This is a genomic window from Streptomyces sp. NPDC093544 (assembly GCF_040683495.1).
Taxonomy (GTDB): Bacteria; Actinomycetota; Actinomycetes; order Streptomycetales; family Streptomycetaceae; genus Streptomyces.
On record NZ_JBFBEA010000008.1, the window covers coordinates 156,343 to 180,934 of the forward strand.

Sequence of the window (24,592 nt, forward strand, 5' to 3'; positions counted from 1 at the left end):
GTCCGGCAGCGCATCCTGCCGGACAGCCCATGCCGCCTCTGCGACTCGCATGCGGACCGCGACGCCGCGGTCCGCGCTGACACCCCACACCGACCGTTGCCCACCCGGTCCCAGGCCACGCGAGCGGTGTCAGCCGCCCAGTGCCGTCGAGACCACGGTTTTCGCCTCCTCCTGGACTTGGCGGAGGTGGTCGGTTCCGAGGAAGGACTCGGCGTAGATCTTGTAGACGTCCTCGGTGCCCGACGGGCGGGCCGCGAACCAGGCGTTGGCGGTGGTCACCTTGATGCCGCCGATGGACGCGCCGTTGCCCGGAGCTTCCGTGAGCACCGCCGTGACCGCTTCTCCGGCCAAGGTGTCCGTGCTGACCTGTGCGGGCGAGAGCTTTGCGAGGAGTGCCTTCTCCTCGCGGGTCGCCGGGGCGTCGATGCGCTCGTACGCGGGTTCGCCGAAACGTTCGGTCAGCGCGGCGTAGTGCTCCGACGGCGTCTTCCCGGTCACGGCCGTGATCTCGGAGGCGAGCAGAGCCAGGATGATGCCGTCCTTGTCGGTGGTCCACACCGAGCCGTCGCGGCGCAGGAAGGACGCGCCGGCCGACTCCTCCCCACCAAAACCGAGTGAGCCGTCGGACAGCCCGTCCACGAACCACTTGAATCCCACCGGCACCTCGACCAGTCGACGGCCCAGGTCGGCGGCGACCCGGTCGATCATCCCGGACGACACCAGCGTCTTACCGATCCCCGTGTCCGCGGGCCACTGCTCCCGGTGGGAGTACAGGTAGAAGATGGCGGCGGCGAGGTAGTGGTTGGGGTTCATCAATCCGGCGTCCGGGGTGACGATCCCGTGGCGGTCGGCGTCGGCGTCGTTGCCCGTGGCGATCTGGAAGCGGTCGCGCTGCTCGATCAGCGAGGCCATGGCGTAGGGCGAGGAACAGTCCATACGGATCTTGCCGTCCCAGTCCAGCGTCATGAACCGCCAGGTGGGGTCGGCGAGCGGGTTGACCACGGTGAGGTCGAGCGCGTGCTGTTCGGCGATGCGTCCCCAGTAGGCGACGGAGGCCCCGCCCAGGGGGTCCGCGCCGATCCGCACGCCGGCCGCTCGGATCGCGTCCAGGTCCAGCACCTGCGGCAGGTCGGCCACATAGGTGCCGAGGAAGTCGTAGCGGCCGGTGCCGGGGGCGGCCAGCGCCCTGGCGTAGGGGATGCGCCGTACGTCCTTGAGGCCGCCCGCGATGAGTTCGTTGGCCCGGTCCTGGATCCAGCCGGTCGCCTCGGAGCCCGCCGGTCCGCCGTTCGGCGGGTTGTACTTGAAGCCACCGTCGGCGGGCGGATTGTGGGAGGGGGTGACCACGACCCCGTCCGCGAAGCCCGCGGACCGACCCCGGTTGTGGGTGAGGATGGCGTGCGAGACGGCCGGTGTGGGCGTGTAGCCGTCCGCGCTGTCGAGGAGCACCGACACCTCGTTGGCCGCGAACACCTCCAGGGCGGTGACCTTGGCGGGCTCCGAGAGCCCATGGGTGTCGGCGCCCAGGAAGAGCGGACCGTCGGTGCCCTGGGCGTCGCGGTACTCGCAGATCGCCTGGCTCGTCGCGGCGATGTGGTCCTCATTGAACGCGGTCGCCAGTGAGGACCCGCGATGTCCGGACGTGCCGAAGGCGACGCGCTGGCCGGGCTCTGCCGGGTCGGGGTGCAGTGAGTAGTACGCCGTGACCAACCGGGCTACGTCGACGAGGTCCTCGGGGCCTGCCGGATGACCCGCTCGCTCGTGCGGCATGGGCGCGCACCTCCACATCGGTTGTTCTTCGTTTGTGGTCTCATCTTTCCTCACCGGACTGTGCCCTAGGGACAGCCCGGCCGTCGGCCGCGGCAACAGCTTGAGGCGACGGGTGACTCACGGGGCTTCGTTCCGCCACCCTTTGCCCTCGTCGTCCACCGGCGCCGGCAACGGTGAAGCGTTCCCGGCGGTGAGGTGCTCCAGTACCTCCACCAGATCTTGACAGGCCAGTTCCACGGAACGTCTTGTGTTGCGCTGCTCAGTGATCACGGCCGACAGGAGCAGAGCGGTCAGGGCCATGGATCCGTTGAAGGCCTGGAGTTTGATCATCAGCGCGGTATCACTCAACCGCTCGAACGGACCGACCCTGTCCGTGGCCGCGACGGTGGCCAGCACGGAGGCGAAGAGGGCACACAGCACGCTGCCTCCCTGCGGGAAACGCAGCGATGCCCAGACCAGCAGCGGATAGACGAGGAACAGCAGACTGATCGGACTGTACGCGGCAGTCGGCACGAGGACGCAGGCGACGAGCGCCAGTAGCGCGGCCTCCTTCCATCGCGTCGGGTGCAACGGCAGGCGTATCCCGTACAGCATGAGAAGGACCGGGGTGACGATCAAAACACCCATCGCGTCGCCCACCCACCACGCCAGCCACACCGGCCAGAAGCTGTGTGCGGCGAGCTTGTCCGTGAGGACCAGAACGCCGACGTCGACGGTGGCGCTGATCAGCATGGAGCCCAGGGCCCCCAGGAACACCAGGGCGAGACCGTCGCGCAGACGACTGAGGTCGGTCCGGAAGCCCAGCCTGCGCAGCATGAGGTACGCGCAGACCGGAGCGGCGGTGTTGCCCGCGATGATGCCGATCGCAGGCAGCTGGAGCGAGGCAAGGCTCACGACGACGAGGAGGGCACCGATTGCGATCCCGAGCCAGCAACGGATCCCGAAGATCAACAGGCTGGCCACTGCCACGCCCGTGGGCGGCCAGATGGGTGTGAACACCGCGCCATCGACAGTCAGCCGCCGCAGGAGCCCCAGGCGCCCTGCCCCGAAGTAGCAGGCGGCCACTGCCAGCGTCTGAAGGGCGACGACGACCGGTCGGCGCAGCTCACGGGTACCCACCACAGCAGCCATCAGACACCTCAGCCGCCCCGTCGGCGAGGCGAGACTGTCGCACCCCGACCCCGACCCCGACGCCGCGTCCTACGGCCGAAGGCCGGCCGCCGCGTGGCAGACCACCAGTACAGCCGCGTCGTCCTCGTGCCCCACGCGCTCGGCGCCCTTGATCACCCCTGCGGCGAGTGAACCGGCCGACAGCCCGGCGACGGCGGCGATGCCCGCGAGCCGTACCACCTGATCGAGCCCTTCGTCGACGCTCATCGAAGGGCCCTCGACCACACCGTCGGTCAACAGCACGAACACTCCGCCGGTGGTGAGCCGGTACCGGGTCACCGGGTACTCCTCCCCCGCCTCCACACCCAGCGGTGGCCCCCCTTCGTCCTCGGTGATGCCGGACTTTCCGTCCGCCGTCGCCCAGACGCACGGTATGTGCCCGGCCCGCGCGCTCTCCAGCACTCCGGTGGACGGGTCGAGTCGCATGAAAGTGCAGGTGGCGAAGAGGTCGGTGCCGATGGACAGGAGGAGGTCGTTCGTCCGGGCGAGGAGTTCTCCCGGCTCGCTCGTGACGGAGGCGAGCGCCCGCAGCCCGACCCTGACCTGGCCCATGAACGCGGCCGCCTCGATGTTGTGTCCCTGAACATCACCGATGGAGAGCCCGATACGTCCGTCGGGCAGCTCGAAGGCGTCGTACCAGTCTCCGCCCACGTTGAGGCCGTAGCAGGCCGGCGCGTACTGGACCGCCACGTCGAAGCCGGGGGCGGTCGGCATGTCTCCCGGGAGCATGCCGCGTTGCAACGCGATGGCCAGCTCGACCTGTGAGCGCTGGAACTCCGCGCGCTCACGCGCCTGCGCGGTCAGCGATCCGAGTCGGGCCAGCAGCTCGTCGCCGTCACCCGTTGGGCGCTTGCGGGACATCGACCACTCCGGGAGGAACCTGCACCATCAGGGCAAAGGCGATATTGCCTCTCTATCGGATGATAACGACACAGTTGATCCGACCCGACATCGGTACGTCCGGGCCCGCGACGCACGGCAGGGGCGTCGAGACGCCTCCCGTGGAGGTGCCTCCCGGGAAAACGGTGGCGGGACCTGCCCAGTGGGCAGGTCCCGCCACCGTTGGTGCACCCTCCGGGAGCGCTGTCAGATCTGCCCGCGCCTGATGCGGCGGAGCACGACGATGCCTGCGATCACGAGGACGCCGCCCAGCGCGGCCGGCCACAGTTGCGCCCCAGTGGTGGCGAGACTGCCCGTGCCCTCCGCTTGAGGTTCGGTCCCCGATGCGGCGGACGGGTCCGTCCCACCGGCCTGCGGTGTCTGCACGGGGCTGCCCACCTCACTGCCGTGATCGTCCGAGCCGGCGTGGGACGCCGGTGCCGCGGCCTCGTAGGTGGCCGAAGGCGTTTCATCGACCTTGGGTTCCGCGCTGACGGCGGCGTCGGGCGAGTCCTCGTCTGCCGGTTCGTTGCCCGGAGTGCCGGTCGCGGGCTCCGAACTCTGGTCACCGCCGTTGTTGCCGGGTTCCTCGCTCTGGTCACCCCCGTTGTTGCCGGGTTCCTCGGTCCCCTGCCCGTCGGACGGTTCGTCCGCACTGGGCGTCTGGGACTGCGGGGGCTCTTCGGAAGCGGGCGGTTCCTGTGTGGGTTCTTCGGAGGCGGGGGGTTCCTGCGGCTCCTCGGTACCGGTGCCCGGGTCAGCACCGGCACCGCACTGACGGCCGCTGTTGATGCAGTCGACCATCTCCTGCATCAGGTCTTCGTCGAAGACGTTGATGAAGTCGCCGTGGTCCGTGACCGGCTTGTGCAGCTGCTCGGGGAAGGAGTCCACCGCGAACAACGGCGTAGTCCGGCCGCCGTCGTCCAGACTCGGCGCGTCGACGTCGTAGACGATGCGCTGCACCAGCTGCGGAATGGCGCGGAACCCGGCGGCACAATTGCCCTGAGCGTCCGCGAAGGCCACGTGGGTGCGGTGGTTGGCGCTGTCGATGTTCGCGCCGTCCCAGCAGCTCTGGAACTTGAAGGTGCGGACCACGTCGCTGCCCTGCGGGCAGATCGGGTACTTGTCCTTCAGCTGCCGGTCCTCGAACCCGGTGCAGCTCCATGACGCGTTGGCGTTGGCGTTGCCGTTGACGAACGCCTTGGCGTCACCGGTGATGATGCGCAGCAGTCGCGGCATGGCGGCGACTTCGCCCTGCGGGCTGCCGACGAACGTCAGCGTGACCTGCTTGGGCGTGACGATCTCACCGGCGTTGCCTTCGATTCCGCCCCCGGCGGACTCGGCGTCCTGTTCCTGAGTTCCGTTCTGCAGCCTCAGTACGGGCCAGTAGTAGGTCGACTTGTCGCCCGGGTCCTCGCAGGTCGTGTCGCCGTTGGCCAGGTCGTCATCACTGGCGAAGGCATCGTTGGCCTGGTTGCCGACGTAGTCGTGGAAGTGGTGGGCGCCGTTGGTGACGCCGGGAGCCACGATCACGTTGTCGGAGTTGAACACGCCGTTGGCATTCACCCCGCAGCTGGTGGTGAACTCCCCGCGGGAGGCGTTGTCCTGGTCCTGCGGGCTCTGCGCGTTGGGCTGGACGGTGTTGATGTCCTGGAAGTCCGCGGCCACCGGCCCGTTGCCGACCTGACCGGCGTTGCCGCCCTGCTGGTCGTCGGCTTCAGCGTCGCCGCCGCCCTGGTTCTGGTCCTCACCGCCCTGGTCGTCGCCGCCCGCGTCGCTGTTCTCGCCGCTGCCACTCTGGTTGGCGGAATCGAGCAATGTGCAGGTCGCGAGGGCCTCGAGTCCTTCCGGACGGTCCCCCGCGCCATCGATGGCGACCACGATGCGGTCGATCGCCGCCGCACGCTTCTCCGCCAGCGGATTCAGAACCTCGCTGTCGGCGACGTCAGCGCCCTGATCCGCGGCCTGCGCCGCGCTCTGCAGCTGCTGATAGGCCTCGGTGATCTGCTGGTCCAGGAGAGCGAGTTCCTTGTCGACGTCTCCCTTGGCCGCGTCCGGAACCGTCGTCAACTGACTACCGACGTCCGGGCAGTCGATCGTGGCACCCGCCGACGACAGGACCTGGTTGTCCTGGCCGGGCTCGCTGCCCGAACCGCTTTCGGTCGCCGAGGCGTAGACGTTGACCGTTACGAGCCCGACTCCCCCCAATATCAGCGCGACTGCTGTAGAGGTCGCGCGCCGTGCGCCTGTCGGGCGTCTGCGCGTGTTGCGTCTCAAGGAAGGGCTCCTACGCATGATGGTCGGCTCGCTATGGCAATCCCTCGCCCCAATACGCAGCCGCGCCCCGGCATGTTCAAGCGACTCACAGATTCATAGAAATCTCGTAGGAAGCACCTGGAGCCTCTGCCCCTGGCACCACCGGCGGCGGGCGGCGGTTGCCAGGGGGAAAGCAACTCCGTGCTGATCGGAATCAGTTGCCACCCCACGCCGCCTCACCTGCCGGAACGCCGGTTCCGACAGCACGCCGGGATCAGGCCACCGGAACCGGGTAGGTCGGGTACTCCACCCCGGATACGTGCTGGACGACGCGGATCACCTGGCAGGAATAGCCGAACTCGTTGTCGTACCAGAGGTAGAGGATCGCGTCGTCGCCGTCGACCTTGAGTGCCCCGGCGTCGATGATCGAGGAGTGGCGCGAGCCGATGAAGTCGCTCGAGACCGCGTCGGGGGCGCTGGTGAAGTCGATTTGACGCTTGAGCGGCGAGGTCAGCGACACGTCACGGAGATGATCGAGGACTTCCTCGCGGGTGGTCTCGCGCGCGAGCCGCAGATTGAGGATGGCGATCGAGACGTTCGGCACCGGGACGCGGATCGAGCTGCCGGTGATCCTTGCCTTGAGGTCGGGCAGCGCCTTGGCGACAGCGGAGGCGGCACCGGTCTCGGTGATGACCATGTTGAGCGGGGCCGAGCGGCCGCGTCGGTCGGAGTCGTGGTAATTGTCCAGCAGGTTCTGGTCGTTGGTGAACGAGTGGACGGTCTCCACATGGCCGCGCAGAACGCCGTACTCGTCCGCCATCGCCTTCAGCGGCGGGACGATCGCGTTGGTGGTGCAGGACGCGCAGGACAGGATCTGCTCGTCGGGCTTGATCATGTCGTGGTTGACGCCATGAACGACGTTGGGGACATCACCCTTGCCCGGCGCGGTCAGGACTACTTTGGCGATACCCGGGCGGAGGTGCTGCGACAGTCCCTCGCGGTCGCGCCACCTGCCGGTGTTGTCGATAAGGATGGCGTCCTTGATGCCGTACGCCGTGTAGTCCATCGACGTCGGGTCGTCGGAGTAGATCACCTTGATCTCGTTGCCGTTGGCGATGATCGTGCTGTTGGCCTCGTCGACGGTGATCGTGCCGTGGAACTGGCCATGGATGGAGTCACGGCGCAGCAGCGAGGCGCGCTTGACGATGTCCTGGCCGGCGCCCCTCCGCACAACGATGGCGCGCAGGCGCAGGCCGTTGCCGGAGCCGGCCTTCTCGATGAGCAGGCGGGCGAGGAGGCGGCCGATGCGGCCGAACCCGTAGAGGACGACGTCGCGCGGGTCGCGGCGCTCGATCTTGTTGGCGCCGGTGGCCCCGGCGACAGCCTGAGCGGTGAACTCCTCCACCGACAGGCCGCTGCCGTCGGCCTTGTACGTCGCGGCGAGCATGCCGATGTCGATCTGGGAAGGGCCGAGATCGAGCGTGGTGAGAGCCTGCAGGAACGGCAGCGTCTCGGTGACCGAGAGCTCCTCACCGGCGATCTGCCGGGCGAACCGGTGCGTCTTGAGGATGCTGACCACCGACCTGTTCACCATGGAGCGGCTGTGCAGCAGTACCGTGACGTCCCGCTCCCGGTGCAGCTTCCCGATGATGGGGATCATCGACTCCGCGATTTCCTCACGGTTTTTCCAGTTGGTGAACGAGTCGTCATTGACAGTCACAGGTCCATCTTTCGAGCTAGGAGGCGCTCATATGGTAATCCCCCACCGTTTTGATCATGCAAGCGGTGCCCCCTGGGCGATATACCGCGAGCCGCACCCAGCACCGGTTCCGTTGCCATGCGCGTGAGGGCGGCGTTGCCCTCTTCCGCGGACCGGCCCTTGAAGCCGTCGCCGACGGCGACGGCTTCGCGTACCGGACCCTTGCCGTCCTCCGACTGTCAGCCCTGGCGGGCCTTGAAGCGCGGGTTCTTCTTGTTGACGACGAAGACCACGCCCCGCCGACGGACCACCTGAGCCCCGGGCTTGGACTTCAGTGAGCGCAAGGACTTGCGGACCTTCATGACTCTGCTCCTTCTCCTCGACATCGGCCCCGCGGTTCAGCGCGGGGCCGAAGCTGCTTGGTTCAGTGTTGGGCCGAGGCTGCGCGGCCGTAGCGGCGCTCGAAGCGCTCCACGCGGCCGGCGGTGTCCATGACCCGCGAGGTCCCGGTGTAGAACGGATGACTCGCCGACGAGATCTCGACGTCGATCAGCGGGTAGGTGTTGCCGTCCTCCCACTTGATCGTCCTGGACGAGTGCGCGGTCGAGCGTGTCAGAAACGCGACGTCCGCGGCGCGGTCCCGGAAGACGACCGGCTGGGACTGGGGGTGAATACGGGACCTCATGCGGTTCCCTTCCCTGGGTCTGTGCACCCGATGGATCCGGGCGTGGTTCAGCGTTCCTCGCGGAACGGGACGTGCTCCCCGGCCACCGGGTCGTACTTGCGCAGGACAAGCCGGTCGGGGTCGTTCAGACGGCTCTTGCGCGTCACATACGTGACGCCGGTCCCGGCCGTCGACTTCAGCGTGACGACGGGGCGCGCGCTGGTGCGTGCCATGAGGTCCTCCTTTCGCCTGACGTCCGCGATTTTGACTCGCGCATGTCAGCTTCTTGTTCTGTCCAACAGCCACCCTCGCCGCCGCATTCCCCTATCAGGAGCAGCACAGGAACGCAGCACCCGTCAGGTCAGGCGTACCAGTGGTAGCGCCGCTCGGGGCGACCCGCGTGTCCATAGCGCAGCGACACCATCGCCCGGCCCGTCACGCTGAGGTATTCGAGGTAGCGGCGCGCGCTGACGCGGGAAATGCCGACCAGCGTCGCGCACTCGGCCGCGGACAGGTTCCCGTCGGCAACGCGCAGCGTGCGTTCGACCAGTTCCGCGGTCTCCACACTCATGCCCTTGGGGAGCGTGGGCGTCACCGTCGGTGCCGTCACCCGGCCCAGTGCCCGGTCCACGTCGGCCTGCCCGCTGACCAGGGGGGCGTGCAGATTGCCGCGCCGGGCGCTGTAACGTTCCAGCCGCTCCTTGAGGTCGTCAGCGTCGAACGGTTTCAGCAGGTAGTCGACCACTCCGTGGCGGACGGCGCCCCGGACCGCCTCCGCCTCGCGGGCGGCGCTGATCACGAGCACATCGCAGTCGTGTCCCGCCGTCCGCAGCCGTGGGATGACCTCCAGGCCGAACATGTCGGGCAGATAGAGATCGAGCAGGACCAGGTCGGGCTGCAGCTCGGCGGCGGCAGTGAGCGCCTGCTCCCCGCAGTTCGCCGATCCGACCACGCGGAAGCCGTCGACGCCGTCGACGAATCCACGGTGGATCTTCGCGACCATGAAGTCGTCCTCGACGACCAGGACGTCGATCATCGGACTTCCTCCGTCTCTCGGTCGGTCAGCTGACCCACGGACATCCGGGCGGTGAACATGGCGCCCGCGTACGTGTTGGTCACCGATACCTCACCACCTCTGCGTTTGCAGACCAGCCGGGTGAGCGCCAGGCCGATCCCCCGGTCGCCGCCCTGCGCGGCCTTGGTGGTGAAGCCGTGGGAAAACACCTCTTGCGCGAGTTCGGGAGCCACACCCGGGCCTGAGTCACGGACCACGATCTCGACGCTCGATGCGTCCTGGCGCAGCTCGACCTCCACCCAGGCGTCGTTGTCGTGGTCTCCGGCCGTGGCCGCGTCGAGGGCGTTGTCGACGAGATTGCCGAGCACCGTCGCCACGTCCGCGGAGTCCGCCGGCTCCAGCCTGTCCAGCGCCGTGAGTTCCGAGATGCGGAGCCGGACCCTGCGCTCCGCCGCGAGCGCGGACTTGGCCATGAGCAGCGCGGCGACGGCCCGGTCACGGACCCGGCTGGTGAGGGTCAGATCGAGCGAGTCCCGGTACTTTCGCAGGGCGCGGACATACCGTACGACCTCCTCGTGCTCGCCGATCTGGATGAGCCCGGAGATGGTGTGCAGCTGGTTGGAGAACTCGTGGGCCTGCGCGCGAAGCAGGTCGGTGCTGCTGCGGAACGAGCCCAGTTCGCGTTCGAGCTGGGCCAGTTCGGTACGGTCACGCAAGGTCGTCACCGAGCCCAGCCGGCGGCCGTCCTTGGTGACGTCCATCCGGTTCATCACCAGTACCCGGCCCCGGCGTACGACCACCTCGTCGCGCCGTTCGGTACCGCGTTCGGCGCCGTGCTCGCCGCCGGTCCCGGCCAGGACGTCGTACAGCCTGCCCTCGATGCCCAGATCGGCCAGGCTCACCCCGACGCAGTCCTCGGGGAGATCGAGCAGTCCGCGGCCGACCTCGTTGACCAGCGTGAGCCGTAGCTGCGGGTCGAGCGCGATCACGCCCTCGGCTATCCCGAACAGCATCGCCTCACGGTGCTCGGCGAGACCGGCGATCTCGCGTGGTTCGAGGCCGAAGGTCTGGCGCTTGATCCGCCGGGCGAGCAGCCAGGAGCCGGCCAGCCCGAGCACACTCGCGATACCGAGGTAGGCGAGCAGATACGAGGAGGCACCACTCAGCCGCTGCCAGACCGTCGGTGATGCCCGCCCGATCATGACCGTGCCGAGATGCTCGCCGATGTGCCCCGCGTCAGCGCCGAGCACCGGGACCTGGGCCACCAGCTCGCGGCCCCCGTCCACCGGCAGCTCCCCCGACCAGCCGCGCGCCTGCGCGACGCTGGATCCGTCGACCGGCAGCCGTGTTCCGACCAGGGTGGGATTGGTGGCGGCGACGATCTCACCCCGTGCGTCGGCGACCGTCACGGAGGTGACGTTCGACTGCGTCCTCTTGGTCTGCAGCATCGGTGCGAGGGTCTCACCGGGTGCGGGACGGACAAGTTGAGTGCGCAGCAGGGGATTTCCGGCCATCTCCTCGGCGAGGGCGGTCACTCGCCGCCCCTCGACCCGGTCGAACGTCGCCTTGGACTGCGCCAGCGAAACGGCCGCGACCGCGAACAGCACCATCACCACGATGGCGAGCTGCAGTACCAGCAGTTCACCGGCGAGCGTATGGCGGCGGGACGTCACGACCACTATGAACTCAACCTTCAATGGTCACACAACGTAGGCGGGCTCTCCTCGGAGCCGCACAATCATGGCGCCGTACCAGCCCGAGCGAAAGAGATGAGCCATGAGAAATCGCAGAGCCGCACTTCTCGGAGCTCTTGCCACCGCGTGGTTGCTCGCCGTGGGTGCCTGTGGCGCCACCGCGGACAAGGAGGATTCGAGCAGCGGAAGCGGAGACGACAAACCCGTCACCGGTCTGCGGGTCATGGTGCCCAACACGCCGGGCAGCGGGTACGACGTGACTGCCAGGACCGTCGCCCAGGTGATGCAGGACACCAAGGTGGCGTCCGGCGTCCAGGTGTACAACCTGCCCGGGGCCGGCGGCACCGTGGGCCTGCAGCGTTTGGTGAACGAGAAGGGCAACGGCAAGCTGGCCATGCAGATGGGGCTGGGCGTCGTCGGTGCCGCGTACACCTCGAAGTCGGCGGCGACGCTGACCGACACCACGCCGATCGCCAAGCTGATCGAGGAGGCCGGCGCGATCGTCGTGTCGAAGGACTCCCCGTACAAGACGATCGACGACCTGGTCACCGCCTGGAAGAAGGACCCCAAGAAGGTGGCCGTGGGCGGCGGTTCCTCGCCGGGCGGCCCGGACCATCTGCTTCCGATGCAGCTGGCGAAGGCCGTCGGCATCGAACCGAAGGAAGTCAACTACATCGGCTACGACGGCGGCGGCGAGCTGCTGCCCGCCATCCTGGGCAACAAGATCGCCTTCGGCGCCAGCGGATTCGGCGAGTTCCTCGACCAGATCGAGGCGGGGCAGGTGCGGGTGCTCGCGGTGACCAGCGAGAAGCCCATCGAGGCGGTGAAGGACACCCCCACGCTCAAGTCCTCCGGAATCGACCTGGTCTTCACCAACTGGCGCGGCATCGTCGCCCCTCCGGGAATCACCGCCGAGCAGAAGGCGACCTGGATCGACAGCGTCACCACGATGCACGACTCGCCGGAGTGGAAGGCCGAACTGACCAAGCGCGGCTGGGCCGACGCCTTCACCACCGGTGACGAGTTCGGCACCTTCCTCAAGGAGCAGGACAAGTCCGTCGCCGACCTGCTGACCGAGCTCGGGCTGGCATGAGTTCCCCGGTCGACGAACGGAGGGCGGAGGACATCCGTCCGCCCGAGGGCAAGGACCGCGCGCAGTACGGCGTGTGCGCGTTCCTCGTCGTGCTGGGCACCGCGGTGATCGTGGACGGGCTCGGGATACCGCACATCACCAGCGGCACCGACCCGGTCGGACCGCGCGCGGTGCCACTGATCCTGGGCGTACTGCTCGTGGTGATCGCGGCGTTGTACGCGGTCGACGTGGCCCGGGGCGGTCACGGCGAGCCGGAGGCGGGCGAGGACGTGGACCTCTCGCAGGCCATCGACTGGCGCACGGTGCTGCTCCTGATCGGCGCGTTCGTGGTGAACGCCGTACTGATCGAACGGCTCGGCTGGGTGATCAGCGGCGGGCTGCTGTTCTGGGGGACGGCCTTCGCCCTCGGGAACCGGCACCACATACGCAATGTGCTGATCGCGGCGACGATGTCCCTCACCACCTTCTACGCCTTCGCGATCGGGCTCGGTGTGAACCTCCCGGCCGGTGTGCTGCAAGGGATCCTGTGATGGAGAACCTGGATCATCTTCTGCAGGGCTTCGCGGATGTCGTGGCCCCGATGAACCTGCTGCTCGCGCTGATCGGTGTCCTCGTCGGCACCGCGGTGGGTGTGCTGCCGGGCATCGGCCCGGCGATGACGGTGGCTCTGCTGCTGCCGATCACCTACGGCATGGAGCCGGTGCAGGCGTTCATCATGTTCGCGGGCATCTTCTACGGCGGCATGTACGGCGGTTCCACCACCTCGATCCTGCTGAACACCCCCGGAGAGTCGTCCTCGGTGGTGACCGCCATCGAGGGCAACAAGATGGCCAAGTCCGGCCGGGCCGCGCAGGCCCTCGCCACCGCCGCGATCGGCTCCTTCGTGGCGGGCACGATCGGCACCCTGCTGCTGGTCCTTGTGACCCCGCTCGTGGTGGACTTCGCGGTCAGCCTGGGTGCGCCGGACTACTTCGCCCTGATGCTGCTCTCCTTCATCGCGGTCACGTCGGTGCTGGGCGCGTCACGTATCCGGGGCCTGATCTCACTGCTGCTGGGTCTGACGATCGGCCTGGTGGGCATCGACTCGGTGTCCGGACAGCAGCGGCTCACCCTGGGCGTCCCCCAACTCGCCGACGGGATCGATGTGGTCGTGGTCGCCGTCGGGATCTTCGCCGTCGGCGAGGCGCTGTGGGTGGCCGCGCATCTGCGGCGCAAGCCCGTCGAGATCATCCCGGTCGGGCAGCCGTGGATGGGGCGGGAGGACTGGAAGCGGTCGTGGAAGCCCTGGCTTCGGGGCACGGCGTACGGCTTCCCGTTCGGTGCGCTGCCGGCCGGCGGGGCGGAGATCCCCACCTTCCTGTCGTACGCGACGGAGAAGCGGCTCACCAAGCACCCCGAGGAGTTCGGCAAGGGCGCGATCGAGGGTGTGGCCGGGCCCGAGGCGGCGAACAACGCCTCCGCGGCAGGCACCCTGGTCCCGATGCTGGCCATCGGCCTGCCGACGAACGCCACCGCCGCCGTCATGCTCGCGGCGTTCCAGTCGTACGGCATCCAGCCCGGCCCGCTGCTGTTCGAGCGCGAGTCGAGCCTCGTCTGGGTGCTGATCGCCAGCCTGTTCATCGGCAATCTGCTGCTGCTCCTGCTGAATCTGCCGCTCGCGCCGGCCTGGGCGAGACTGCTGCAGATTCCGCGCCCCTACTTGTACGCCGGAATCCTGTTCTTCGCGTCGATGGGCGCGTACGCCGTCAACGCACAGCCCCTGGACCTGTTCCTGCTGCTGCTCCTGGGACTCCTCGGTTTCGCGATGCGCCGGTTCGGACTGCCGGTACTGCCGCTGATCATCGGCGTCATCCTCGGCCCGCGGGCCGAACTACAGGGACGGCGCTCCCTGCAATTGTCGGGCGGTGAGCTGTCCGGACTGGTGGGCGGACCGGTGTCCTACGTGGTCTACGCGGCGATCGTGCTGGTGCTCGTCTGGCCGCTGGTCCGACGGTTCGTCGTACGTCCGCTGCGTGAGCGAAACACGTGAGAGTCCGTGGGAGGGAGAACAGACATGACCGTACTGGTGGGTTACGTACCGTCACCCGAGGGTGAGGCGGCACTGCGCGCGGGGATCGACGAGGCCCGTCGGCGCGGCGAGAACGTACTGGTGGTGAACACCTCGCGGGGTGACGCCTATGTGGACCCACGCTTCGCGCAGAAGCCTGATCTGGCACATGTCCGCGAGGACCTGGCCGCGTTGGAGATCGACTTCGACATCCGCCAGGTGCTCGGCGGACGCGATGCCGCCGAGGAGATCATCGAACTGGCGGGACGGTCGGATGTGTCCCTTGTGGTGATCGGGCTGCGGCGCCGGAGCGCGGTCGGCAAGCTGATCATGGGGTCCGCCGCGCAGCAGATCCTGCTGGGGGCCGGCTGCCCGGTCCTCGCGGTGAAGGCTCCTTCCTGACACAGTCATCAGGAGTTCCCAGCCCCCTCGGAACTCACCCTCACCACATGGGAAAAAGATGATCCTCAGAACATTTCGCTGGCCGTTGGCCGTCACTGCGCTCGGTCTCGCCTTCGCCGCGTGGCAGTGGGGATGGGAGGCCTTCGGGGTCGTACTGATCCTGTCGGTCCTCGAGATCTCGCTGTCGTTCGACAACGCGGTCGTCAACGCCGGAATCCTGAAGCGGATGAATGCCTTCTGGCAGCGGATCTTCCTCACCGTCGGCATTCTGATCGCGGTGCTCGGTATGCGGCTGCTGTTCCCGGTCGTGATCGTCGCCATCAGCGCCAAGGTCGGCCCTGTCGAGGCGGTACGGCTCGCCCTCGATGAACCGGACCGGTACGAGAGCCTGGTGACCGACGCGCACCCGGCGATCGCGGCCTTCGGTGGCCTGTTCCTGTTGATGATCTTCCTCGACTTCATTTTCGAGGACCGTGACATCAAGTGGCTAGGCTGGATCGAGCGCCCGCTGGCCAAGCTCGGCAAGGTCGACATGCTGTCGGTCTGTATCGCGCTGATCGTCCTGCTGATCACGGCGCTGACCTTCGCCGCCCACGCCCATGTCAGCACGGGCCACGCGGACAAGTCCGCCACGGTGCTGCTCTCCGGTGTCGCCGGTTTGATCACGTATCTAGTGGTCGGCGGTCTCTCGGGATTCTTCGAGGGCCGGCTCGAAGAAGGGGAGGAACACGAACACGAGGAAGAGGAGGAGGCCAGGACCGAGGGCAAACCGGTGCAGGTTGTCGCCCTCGCCGGCAAGGCCGCGTTCTTCCTGTTCCTCTACCTGGAGGTCCTTGACGCCTCCTTCTCCTTCGACGGTGTCATCGGTGCCTTCGCCATCACCAACCACATCTTCTGGATGGCGCTGGGCCTCGGCATCGGCGCCCTCTACGTCCGGTCGCTCACCGTCTACCTGGTCCGCCAGGGCACCCTCGACGACTACGTCTATCTGGAGCACGGCGCGCACTACGCGATCGGCGCCCTCGCCGCGATCCTGCTGATCACCATTCAGCACCAGATCAGCGAGATCATCACCGGCCTGGTCGGCGTGGTCCTGATCGCGGCCTCGTTCCTGTCCTCCGTCCGCCGGAACAAGGCGCTCGAATCAGCCGAGTCGGACGACTTCGCCCCGGACAGGACGCCCAAGGTCTCGTCCGGGGGGTGAGCAGAGCCGGCAGCGATTCCCGGTCGGGGGGGGGCCTGGTCGGGGCGACTGCTACGACGGGACGGCGGCGCCGGAGTGCGACTCATCGGTCTCCGGCTCCTGCGGCGGGTCGCTGAGCTGCTCGCGCACATAGTTCCAGAACACCGCGATCATCGCGGCGACCGGTACGGCGAGCAGGCTTCCCACGATGCCGGCCAGACTGCCGCCCAGCGTCACCGCCAGCAGGATCACCGCCGCGTGCAGGCCCAGCCCGCGGCTCTGGATCATGGGCTGGAACACGTTGCCCTCGAGCTGCTGCACCACCACGATGATCGCCAGTACAAGCAGCGCGTCCGTCAGGCCGTTCGACACCAGCGCGATGAGAACCGCGACAAAACCCGCGAACAGTGCGCCCACGATCGGAACGAACGCGGAGACAAAGGTCAGCACCGCCAGCGGAAGCACCAGTGGTACCCCCAATATCCACAGGCCGATGCCGATCAGAACGGCGTCGAGCAGGCCGACGACCGCCTGGGAACGTACGAACGCGCCCAGGGTGTCCCAACTGCGCTCGGCCACGATCGGAACGTCGGTGGCGAGCCGACCCGGCAGCTGACGGGTGAGCCACGGCAGGAACCGCGGGCCGTCCTTGAGGAAGAAGAACATCAGGAACAGCGCCAGCACAGCAGTGACCACGCCATTGATCACAGTGCTCACACCCGTGGCGAATGCGGTGACCAGACTGCCGGCACTGTCTTGAAGGCGGGCGATCGCGGCGTCGGAAGCACTCGCGATCTGATCGTCGGCGATATTGAGCGGCGGCCCGGCGGCCCACTCGCGCACCTTCTCGATGCCCTCGACCACTCCATCGGTCAAGTCACCGGACTGGGACGCCACCGGCACCGCGATCAGCGCCACGACGCCCGCGGCGACCAGCAGGAACAACACGGTCACCGCCGACGCGGCCAGGGCGGGGCGCCACCCGCGCCGACGCAGAACCCGAGCCACGGGCCAGGTCAGCGTGGTGAGGAACAGGCCGACGATGAGCGGCCACACGACCGACCACATCCGGCCGAGAAGCCATAGGGCCACCCCGGTCATCACGAGGATCAGCAACAACTCGACGGAGATACGCGCTGATGCGCGGAGCGCGGCGCGGGCTTTCGTGGAACTCAAGGCGGCAGACATGGGGTCACCCTATGGGTACTCCAGTCATGCTCCGCTGTCGCTGCCGACGAGCGTCCAAACGGACGGCGGGACAATCAAGTTGGCTGGTGGCAAGGTTCGCGATGCGCTTTCAGCGTGCGTAGTCCGACCACGCCGGAATTGACGAAACCCGATATCGTCCTGGCGCACCGGATCAGCAGTGGAGGCGTCCCTGCCGATGACGGAACCAAGGAGTGCAGCGCTATGCGAATTCTCATGGTCGGAGCGGGCGGCGTGGGCACCGCGATCACCAAGATCGCGGCCCGTCGTTCCTTCTTCGAGCACATGGTCGTCGCCGACTACGACCGGGCACGGGCGGAGTCGGCCGTCGCCGGTGTCGGCGATGACGAGCGCAGATTCACCGCGGTACGGCTCGATGCCTCGGACACTGCCGGCGTACGGGCCGCCCTCGCCGAACACCGCTGCGACGTGCTACTCAATGCCACCGATCCTCGTTTCGTACTGCCGCTGTTCGATGCGGCACTCGCCCATGGCGCGCACTACCTCGACATGGCGATGTCCCTGTCCCGGCCGCACCCGTCACGCCCGTACGAGGAGTGCGGAGTGAAGCTGGGAGACGCGCAGTTCGCGCGGGCCGACGAGTGGGCGGCGGCGGGCCGGCTCGCACTGGTCGGCATGGGTGTGGAGCCGGGCCTGTCGGACGTCTTCGCCCGCTACGCCGCTGACGAACTCTTCGACGAGATCGAGGAGATCGGCATTCGTGACGGTGCCAACCTGGTCGTGGACGGGTACGACTTCGCGCCGTCCTTCAGTATCTGGACGACGATCGAGGAGTGCCTGAACCCACCGGTCGTCTACGAAGCGGATCGGGGCTGGTTCACCACGCCGCCCTTCAGCGAGCCGGAAGTCTTCGACTTTCCCGAGGGCATCGGACCGGTGGAGTGCGTCAACGTCGAGCACGAGGAAGTGCTGTTGATCCCACGGTGGTTGAAGGCCAAGCGTGTCACCTTCAAGTACGGTCTCGGCGACGAGTTCATCGGCGTCCTCCAGACCCTGCACAAGCTGGGTCTGGACCGCACAGATCCGGTCACCGTGGACGGCGGCGACAGCGGCAGGGTCGGGGTCTCCCCGCGGGACGTGGTCGCCGCCTGCCTGCCCGACCCGGCCGGCCTCGGGGACCGCATGCACGGCAAGACGTGCGCGGGCACGTGGGTCAAGGGAACCAAGGACGGCCGCCCCCGAGAGGTCTACCTCTACCACGTGGTAGACAACGAGTGGTCGATGCGGGAGTACGGCTCCCAGGCCGTGGTCTGGCAGACCGCGATCAACCCCGTGGCCGCTCTCGAACTCATCGCGTCCGGCGCCTGGCGCGGCAGCGGGGTCCTCGGCCCCGAGGCACTGCCTCCCCAGCCGTTCCTCGACCTGCTCACCGAGTACGGCTCGCCGTGGGGCATCCGCGAAGACACTCCCGTGGGCGGACTTGGGACCGGTGGCCCCACCCTCTGATTTCCTCCTGCCTTCCGCCTGACGTGGCTCAGGACTGTGGGCGAGGCTGCTCCACGTCCGTTCTCGCCGGGCGCTGTGCCGGCTGGGGTGCGGTCATGTCGAGGAGGAGCAGGGCATCGGCGTCGGGGGTGCCGGGTTCGGCGGTGTAGACGCTGAGCCGCTGGCCCGGGGTGCCTTCCAGGTGCATGGCCTGGGCGGTGAGGGTGATCGTGCCGACCTGCGGATGGTGGAAGGTCTTGTGGGCGGGTTTGCGGCCTGTCACGTCGTAGCGTTCCCAGAGTTTGGCGAAGTCGGGGCTCTTCAGGAGGAGTTCGCCGACGATGTTGGTCAGGTCGGGGGCGTCAGGTGCGGTGCCGGCGATGGCGCGCAGGCGGGAGACGCAGGCGCGGACCTGGGTGTCCCAGTTGGGGGACAGCTCGCGGGCGGCGGGGTGGAGGAAGAAGTAGCGGGCGAGGTTGCGCTGCCTGGCGGGCCAGTCGTCCAGGCCCGCGTACAGGGCGAGGCCGCCGGGGTTCCAGGCGAGGAAGTCCATGCTGCGGCTGAGGATGTAGGCCGGGTTGGTACGCATCGTCTCCAGCAGCAGCTTCAGGTGGGGGCGCACGGTACGGCTCGGGGCCGGGGGCGGTTCGGGCGCGTAACGGGCGGCGCGGGCGGCGAGATCCCGCAGGTGCTGGTGTTCCTGGTCATCGAGGTGCAGGGCCCGGGCGAGGGCGTCGAGGACGGAGGGGCTGGGGCGGGTCTCCTTGCCGCGTTCCAGGCGGACGTAGTAGTCGATGCTGATGCCGGAGAGGGTGGCCAGTTCCTCGCGGCGCAGCCCGGGGGTGCGGCGCAGCCCGGCGCCGACGGTGAGACCGACCTGGTCGGGAGTCGTCTGGGTGCGCCGGGCCCGCAGGAACCGGCCCAGCTCCGCGCCCTCGCTGCCGCCGGTGGTGTGCTCGGATGCCATGCCTTCAGTGTCACCCCGCGCTGACCTGGGCGGCAGCGCGGTGAGGGGCCCTGTCATTACCCCGAACGGCCCGGCCTGCCTACGAGCGCGGGAAAGCGCGAGGCTAGTCAGGCGATGCCCTGTTCCCACCCTGCGGCAGTCGGCCTCCCCCGGCGTACCGGTCAAGGAACAAATCGTCGTCCGTGGCCGCGCGTCACGGTGGGCGAACACGAGGGTGGGCGGACCAGGGTGGACACAGCAGGAAAGACGAGAGAGCGGAGAGAACGAATGCGTTACATCAAGCTGCGTGACCTGGAGGTTTCCAGGATCGGACTGGGTGCGATGGGGATGTCCTTCGGCTACACCGGCTCCGGGACGGACGAGGCGGAGTCCCTCCGTACTCTGCACCGGGCGCTGGAGCTGGGCGTCACACTGATCGACACCGCCGAGATCTACGGCCCCTACGCCAACGAGGAACTTGTCGGCCGGGCGCTGAAGGGCCGACGTGACCAGGTGGTGCTGGCGACGAAGTTCGGCCTCGTCTCGCACGCGGGCGAGGGGCCGTCGAACCTCGACAGCAGCCCGGCCAACATCCGTACGGCCGTCGAGGGCTCACTCACGCGGCTGGGCACCGACCACATCGACCTGTACTACCAGCACCGGGTCGACCCGAACACCCCGATCGAGGAGACGGCCGGCGCGGTCGGCGAGCTGGTCGCCGAGGGCAAGGTCCGCGCGTTCGGCCTGTCCGAGGCCGGCCCCGACACCATCCGCCGCGCGCACGCCGTCCACCCGGTCACCGCCGTCCAGTCGGAGTACTCCCTGTGGACCCGCGGCGTGGAGGAACGGGTACTGCCGGTGCTGCGCGAGCTGAACATCGGCCTGGTGCCCTTCTCACCGCTCGGGCGCGGCTTCCTGACGGGCACGATCCGCTCCGCCGACCAGTTCGACGAATCCGACTTCCGGAACGGCAACCCGCGCTTCACCGGCGAGAACTTCCAGCGCAACCTGCGCATCGCCGACGAGGTCCAGGCCGTCGCCACCGGAGCCGGCGCCACGCCCGCACAGGTCGCGCTGGCCTGGCTGCTCGCACAGGGCGACGACATCGCGCCCATCCCCGGCACCAAGCGTGTGAGCCGGGTCGAGGAGAACACCGCCGCCGACGGCGTCGAGCTGACCACCGAGCAGATCGACAAGCTCAACAGCCTGCCCCCTGCCGCAGGGGAGACCCACAGCGAGGCCCAGCGGCGGATGCTCGAACGCTGACCCGGCTGTCGCGCGTGTGCGGACAGCTCATCACCTTCTGAAGCCGCACCGCCCCGCGCGGCCGCCTGACCAGCCCGCCCCACACCCGGCACCCGGCACCACAAGGAAGAACCCATGCAGCACGTCACCCTCAACAACGGCATCGAGATGCCGGTCCTCGGCTTCGGCGTCTACCAGATCCCGCCGGAGCAGACCGAGCAGGCCGTCTCCGACGCCCTCGCCGTCGGCTACCGGCTGCTCGACTCCGCAGCCGCGTACGGCAACGAGGAGGCGGTCGGCCGCGCCATCAAGAGCAGCGGCATCCCGCGCCAGGAGCTGTTCGTCACGACCAAGTTGTGGGTCCAGGACGCCCCCGCCCAGGACAACACCCGGCGCGCCTTCGAGACCTCCCTGAACAGGCTGGGCCTGGACTACCTCGACCTGTACCTGATGCACCAGCCCTTCGGCGATGTCTACGGCCAGTGGCGTGCCATGGAAGCCGTCAACGCGAGGGGCTCGCCAAGGCGATCGGTGTCGCCAACTTCCATCCGGACCGGCTCCTGGACCTCGTCCTCAACAACGAGGTCACGCCTGCGGTCAACCAGATCGAGACCCACCCGTTCTTCCAGCGCACCGCCGACCAGGACCTCATGCGCGAGCACGGTGTCCGGCACCAGTCCTGGGGCGGCTTCGCCGAGGGCGAGAACGAACTGTTCACCCACCCTGTCCTGAGCGAGATCGGCCAGGCGCACGGCAAGTCCGTGGCGCGGGTCGTGCTCCGTTGGCTGATCCAGCGCGGCGTCGTCGCGATCCCGAAGTCCGTCCGCCGCGATCGGATGGCGCAGAACATCGACGTCTTCGACTTCGAGCTCACCGGCGACCAGCTGGCCCGGATCGCCGGCCTCGACACCGGCACGACGCTGTTCTTCGACCACCACGACCCCAAGATGGTGGCGTGGCTCAGCAAGCGCCGTCTGGACGGCTGAGCAGCAGAAGTTCCACAACTCCCAAAAAGGGATGGCCCGCCCGGCCCGCGCAAAGCGGCCCGGACGGGCAACGTGGCTCAGTGGAGGTCAGGGAGTGAGCTGCCACCGCTCGATGTAGCCGACATCGATCGAGGCCAGGTCACGGACCCTCAGTTTCCAGGTGCCGTCGATCGGCTGCGCGGAGGCGTCGACCGTGAAGGTCTGGTCGACGTTGTCGGCGGCGCCGCCGCTGCGGTTCGACAGCGAGTAGACGGTGCCGTTGGGGCCCACCAGATCGACCGTCAGGTCACCGCGGTACGTGTGGACGATCTTGACGTAGACCTGGGTGGTGGCCGAGGCGTTGCCGTCCTGGCCGGTGATGACGATCGGGGACTCCACCGCGGCTCCGACGTCGGGGATGTCGACGCGCGTGCCGTTGGCGTAGATGTTCGCCACGCGCCAGTCGAACGTCACCGGGGCGGTGGCGCCGGTGCTGTCGGTGACCGTCAGTATCACCTCGCTGGTTCCGGCAGTGGTCGGGACGCCGGAGATCAGCCCTGTGTCGCTAAGCGTCAGACCGTCCGGCAGGCCGGTGGCCTCGTAGGTCAGGCCGGCGCCGGAGTTGGTGGTGTACGCCTCGGCCTGCAGGGAGACGGACTGGCCGACACCGCTGGTCTGGTCGGCGATGGGAGCCACGTTGACGCCGAGCGCTATCCGGCTGCCGACGTTGATCCCGGCCCAGGCGGAGGCGACGGCGAGGTAGGTGTCGCTGTACGCGCCGAACAGGTCGGCCGCGGCCCGCAGGGTCGCGGTACGGGCACCGGCGTAGTTGGTGGTGGAGGTCATGTAGGTGGTGAGGGCCCGGTACCAGATCTGCTCGGCGTTCTCGATGCCGATGCCGGTCACGGCCACGCCGTCGTAGGTCGGGCTGTCGTAGGCGACCCCGTTGACGGTCTTGGTGCCGCTGCCCTCGGAGAGCAGGTAGAAGAAGTGGTTGGCCGGGCCGGAGGAGTAGTGGACGTCGATGCCGCCGAGCGAGGAGTCCCAGTTGTCGCGGGACGCCCCGTCCTTGGAAGGCTTGTCCATGTACCGCAGCGGGGTGCCGTTGCCGCGGATGTCGATCTTCTCGCCGACCAGGTAGTCGGGAACGTCGGCGTCCAGGTTGGCGTGGAACTCCACAGCGGCGGCGAAGATGTCCGAGGTCGCCTCGTTGAGGCCACCGGACTCGCCCGAGTAGACCAGGCCGGCGGTGGCCGCGGTGACGCCGTGGGTCATCTCGTGCGCGGCGACGTCGAGGGAGGTCAGCGGGTGGGTGTTGCTCGCGCCGTCGCCGTAGGTCATGCAGAAGCAGCTGTCGGACCAGAAGGCGTTGACGTACGCGTTGCCGTAGTGCGCCCGGCTGTAGGCGGCCACACCGTCGTTGCGGATGCCGTTGCGGCCGAACACGTCCTTGTAGTAGTCCCAGGTGGCCGCGGCGCCGAACGCGACGTCCACACCGGCTGTCTGCCGGTTGGCCGGGGTGCCGTCGCCCCAGACATCGTTGTCATCCGTAAAGAGGGTTCCAGTGCCGGAGGTCCCCTGGTTCAGGTCGTACGTCTTGTGGCCGGCCCGGTCGGGGTCCTCCAGCTGGTACGTCGAGCCGGCGAGCGTGGTGCCCAGCGGGACCGTCCCGCTGTACTGCCCCGTGCCGCTGCCGGTTTGCACCTTCTCGAAGTCGAAGACGGCCTTGCCCGAGGCGGCATCGGTGATGACGTGGAGCTCGCTCGGCGTGCCGTCGTGCTGGATGCCCTCCACCACCGACTCCCAGGCCAGGAGCGGCTCGGCTCCGCCGGCCCAGACGACCAGCCGCGGGGCGTCGTCGACCGCGGGACTCTTGGCCTCGGCCTTCTTGGCGACGGCAAGTGCCTTGCCTGCGGCGGCTTTAGAGGTGATGCGGGGGGTGGTCGTCGGCACCTTGATGGTGTCCTCGGTGGCCTCGGACACCGTGCTGCGACCGTCCTTGGCGTGCACGATCAGATCGCCGCCGAGGACCGGCAGGCCGGCGTAGGTGCGCTCGTAACGGGTGTGCGTGGTGCCGTCGGCGTCCTTCGCGACGTCCTTGACGATCAGCTTCTCCTTGGAGCCGAGGTCGAGGATCTTGGCAGTGTCGCCGACCGCAAGTGCCGCGCTCTTCATGAGCGCGGCATGCTTGGCGGGAGACAGTTCCGCCGGGGCCGCACCGGCCCGGGGAGTGGCGATGATCTTCGAGTCACCGCGGTCGCGGGGAGCCGCGGATCCGATGCCGGTCTGGAAACCTGCGGCGAGCAGAGTGCCCGCGGTGGTGAGGGCCAACGCTGCCGTGTATCTGCGTCGGTTGAAGGTGCGGTGTGGCCGGAGCAAGAGCTTCTCCTCTGCGACGGTGGGCCTGTGAGGGGGCCGGGGAGAGCAGGTCGGCGGGGTGGGGCCGACCGGCGACGCACTGAAAAGGAAGGGCGCGGCACGAGATGACACGGCGGCGTGTCCGAGCTCCGTGGCGCGCAAGGCGTGGGGGTGTGAAGGAAAGGTGAATGCGCGAAGATCAGAATGGCACCGCCCACGCGATCTTGTCATGGATACGCCAATAGAAAGGCTCGAATTGGCCCATGCTTCCTGGGTGTTCCTCTTGACGCACGGCACTTTTCGGCCGCCGCCGGGCTGTGGGACGGCCCGCCCGGAACCAAGCCCGGGGTCGAGTCCGCGAGCGCGACGGCGAACCACTTCCTCGACCCCCGCGGGCCGGACGGCCACGTAGAGCGTGCCACTGTTCGAGGCCGATGGGGCGGCTCTGGCAGAGCTGCCCGTCGGGTCGAGCCGGGAGTCGGTTGCCGACCGTGGTCAAGGTACGGCTCGCACCTCTACCCAGGTGAGTTACCGCGGCTGGCGGCAGCGAGGCT

20 protein-coding genes and 1 pseudogene are annotated in these 24,592 nt (G+C 68.3%); 8 read left to right on the forward strand and 13 right to left on the reverse strand.

The genetic code is table 11. From position 1 onward, the window contains the following. Positions 1–129: 129 nt before the first annotated feature. The 10 genes from pgm to AB0N66_RS14280 all read right to left on the reverse strand — a co-directional run bounded on the left by pgm (position 130) and on the right by AB0N66_RS14280 (position 11,132). Positions 130–1,770 carry a phosphoglucomutase (alpha-D-glucose-1,6-bisphosphate-dependent) gene (gene pgm / locus AB0N66_RS14235; RefSeq protein ID WP_365433176.1) on the reverse strand — a complete coding sequence of 547 codons (1,641 nt, stop codon included), beginning with the start codon at positions 1,768–1,770 and terminating at the stop codon, positions 130–132. A 117-nt stretch (positions 1,771–1,887) separates the two neighbouring features. Further along, positions 1,888–2,892 (reverse strand): MASE1 domain-containing protein, encoded by a 1,005-nt coding sequence (locus tag AB0N66_RS14240; RefSeq protein WP_365433637.1) that lies wholly within the window; start codon positions 2,890–2,892, stop codon positions 1,888–1,890. A gap of 78 nt (positions 2,893–2,970) precedes the next feature. After that, the gene (locus tag AB0N66_RS14245) at positions 2,971–3,801 is read right to left on the reverse strand and encodes a PP2C family protein-serine/threonine phosphatase (protein WP_365433179.1); all 831 of its coding nucleotides are present in this window, start codon (positions 3,799–3,801) and stop codon (positions 2,971–2,973) included. A gap of 225 nt (positions 3,802–4,026) precedes the next feature. Beyond that, complete coding sequence (locus AB0N66_RS14250) at positions 4,027–6,096, reverse strand: DUF1996 domain-containing protein (RefSeq protein WP_365433182.1); 2,070 nt, start codon at positions 6,094–6,096, stop codon at positions 4,027–4,029. 253 nt (positions 6,097–6,349) lie between these two features. Beyond that, complete coding sequence (locus tag AB0N66_RS14255; protein ID WP_365433185.1) at positions 6,350–7,795, reverse strand: glyceraldehyde-3-phosphate dehydrogenase; 1,446 nt, start codon at positions 7,793–7,795, stop codon at positions 6,350–6,352. A gap of 218 nt (positions 7,796–8,013) precedes the next feature. Next, entirely contained in the window at positions 8,014–8,136 is a 123-nt protein-coding gene (gene ykgO, locus AB0N66_RS14260) for a type B 50S ribosomal protein L36 (protein ID WP_054244622.1), read from the reverse strand. A 62-nt stretch (positions 8,137–8,198) separates the two neighbouring features. Next, entirely contained in the window at positions 8,199–8,459 is a 261-nt protein-coding gene (locus AB0N66_RS14265; RefSeq protein ID WP_365433189.1) for a type B 50S ribosomal protein L31, read from the reverse strand. Between the two features lie 47 nt (positions 8,460–8,506). Then, entirely contained in the window at positions 8,507–8,671 is a 165-nt protein-coding gene (gene rpmG / locus AB0N66_RS14270; protein WP_365433193.1) for a 50S ribosomal protein L33, read from the reverse strand. 128 nt (positions 8,672–8,799) lie between these two features. Next, the gene (locus tag AB0N66_RS14275) at positions 8,800–9,474 is read right to left on the reverse strand and encodes a response regulator (protein WP_365433196.1); all 675 of its coding nucleotides are present in this window, start codon (positions 9,472–9,474) and stop codon (positions 8,800–8,802) included. Next, complete coding sequence (locus AB0N66_RS14280) at positions 9,471–11,132, reverse strand: ATP-binding protein (protein WP_365433199.1); 1,662 nt, start codon at positions 11,130–11,132, stop codon at positions 9,471–9,473. The genes AB0N66_RS14275 and AB0N66_RS14280 overlap by 4 nt, the downstream gene beginning before the upstream one ends. 97 nt (positions 11,133–11,229) lie before the next feature. Between AB0N66_RS14280 and AB0N66_RS14285 the strand changes: the two genes are divergently transcribed. Genes AB0N66_RS14285 through AB0N66_RS14305 form a run of 5 tightly spaced genes read left to right on the forward strand, consistent with a single transcriptional unit; the run spans position 11,230 to position 15,893 of the window. After that, on the forward strand, positions 11,230–12,240 hold the full coding sequence (locus AB0N66_RS14285) for a tripartite tricarboxylate transporter substrate binding protein (RefSeq protein ID WP_365433202.1): 1,011 nt from the start codon (positions 11,230–11,232) through the stop codon (positions 12,238–12,240). Then, entirely contained in the window at positions 12,237–12,770 is a 534-nt protein-coding gene (locus tag AB0N66_RS14290) for a tripartite tricarboxylate transporter TctB family protein (protein ID WP_365433205.1), read from the forward strand. The genes AB0N66_RS14285 and AB0N66_RS14290 overlap by 4 nt, the downstream gene beginning before the upstream one ends. Further along, a complete protein-coding gene (locus tag AB0N66_RS14295; RefSeq protein ID WP_365433208.1) occupies positions 12,770–14,269 on the forward strand; it encodes a tripartite tricarboxylate transporter permease in 1,500 nt (499 codons plus the stop codon). Before AB0N66_RS14290 ends, AB0N66_RS14295 begins: the two co-directional genes overlap by 1 nt. Before the next feature lie 24 nt (positions 14,270–14,293). Continuing rightward, positions 14,294–14,689: a universal stress protein gene (locus AB0N66_RS14300; protein WP_365433211.1), complete on the forward strand. Its 396-nt coding sequence runs from the start codon at positions 14,294–14,296 to the stop codon at positions 14,687–14,689. 58 nt (positions 14,690–14,747) lie between these two features. Further along, entirely contained in the window at positions 14,748–15,893 is a 1,146-nt protein-coding gene (locus AB0N66_RS14305) for a DUF475 domain-containing protein (RefSeq protein WP_365433214.1), read from the forward strand. A 51-nt stretch (positions 15,894–15,944) separates the two neighbouring features. On the opposite strand, the gene AB0N66_RS14310 is transcribed toward AB0N66_RS14305, so the two are convergent. Beyond that, the gene (locus tag AB0N66_RS14310) at positions 15,945–17,060 is read right to left on the reverse strand and encodes an AI-2E family transporter (protein ID WP_365433217.1); all 1,116 of its coding nucleotides are present in this window, start codon (positions 17,058–17,060) and stop codon (positions 15,945–15,947) included. 222 nt (positions 17,061–17,282) lie between these two features. Here AB0N66_RS14310 and AB0N66_RS14315 point away from each other — a divergent pair, with 222 nt between their 5' ends. Further along, positions 17,283–18,545 carry a saccharopine dehydrogenase C-terminal domain-containing protein gene (locus AB0N66_RS14315; protein ID WP_365433220.1) on the forward strand — a complete coding sequence of 421 codons (1,263 nt, stop codon included), beginning with the start codon at positions 17,283–17,285 and terminating at the stop codon, positions 18,543–18,545. Between the two features lie 28 nt (positions 18,546–18,573). On the opposite strand, the gene AB0N66_RS14320 is transcribed toward AB0N66_RS14315, so the two are convergent. Continuing rightward, positions 18,574–19,491, reverse strand: a complete 918-nt coding sequence (locus tag AB0N66_RS14320) for a helix-turn-helix transcriptional regulator (protein WP_365433223.1) — start codon at positions 19,489–19,491, stop codon at positions 18,574–18,576. A gap of 267 nt (positions 19,492–19,758) precedes the next feature. On the opposite strand from AB0N66_RS14320, the gene AB0N66_RS14325 reads away from it, so the two are divergent. Then, entirely contained in the window at positions 19,759–20,736 is a 978-nt protein-coding gene (locus AB0N66_RS14325) for an aldo/keto reductase (protein ID WP_365433225.1), read from the forward strand. A 114-nt stretch (positions 20,737–20,850) separates the two neighbouring features. Further along, positions 20,851–21,701 (forward strand): annotated as a pseudogene (locus AB0N66_RS14330) (aldo/keto reductase). Between the two features lie 87 nt (positions 21,702–21,788). Here the strand turns inward: AB0N66_RS14330 and AB0N66_RS14335 are convergent. Beyond that, on the reverse strand, positions 21,789–24,059 hold the full coding sequence (locus AB0N66_RS14335; protein ID WP_365433228.1) for a M4 family metallopeptidase: 2,271 nt from the start codon (positions 24,057–24,059) through the stop codon (positions 21,789–21,791). Positions 24,060–24,592 lie beyond the last annotated feature (533 nt).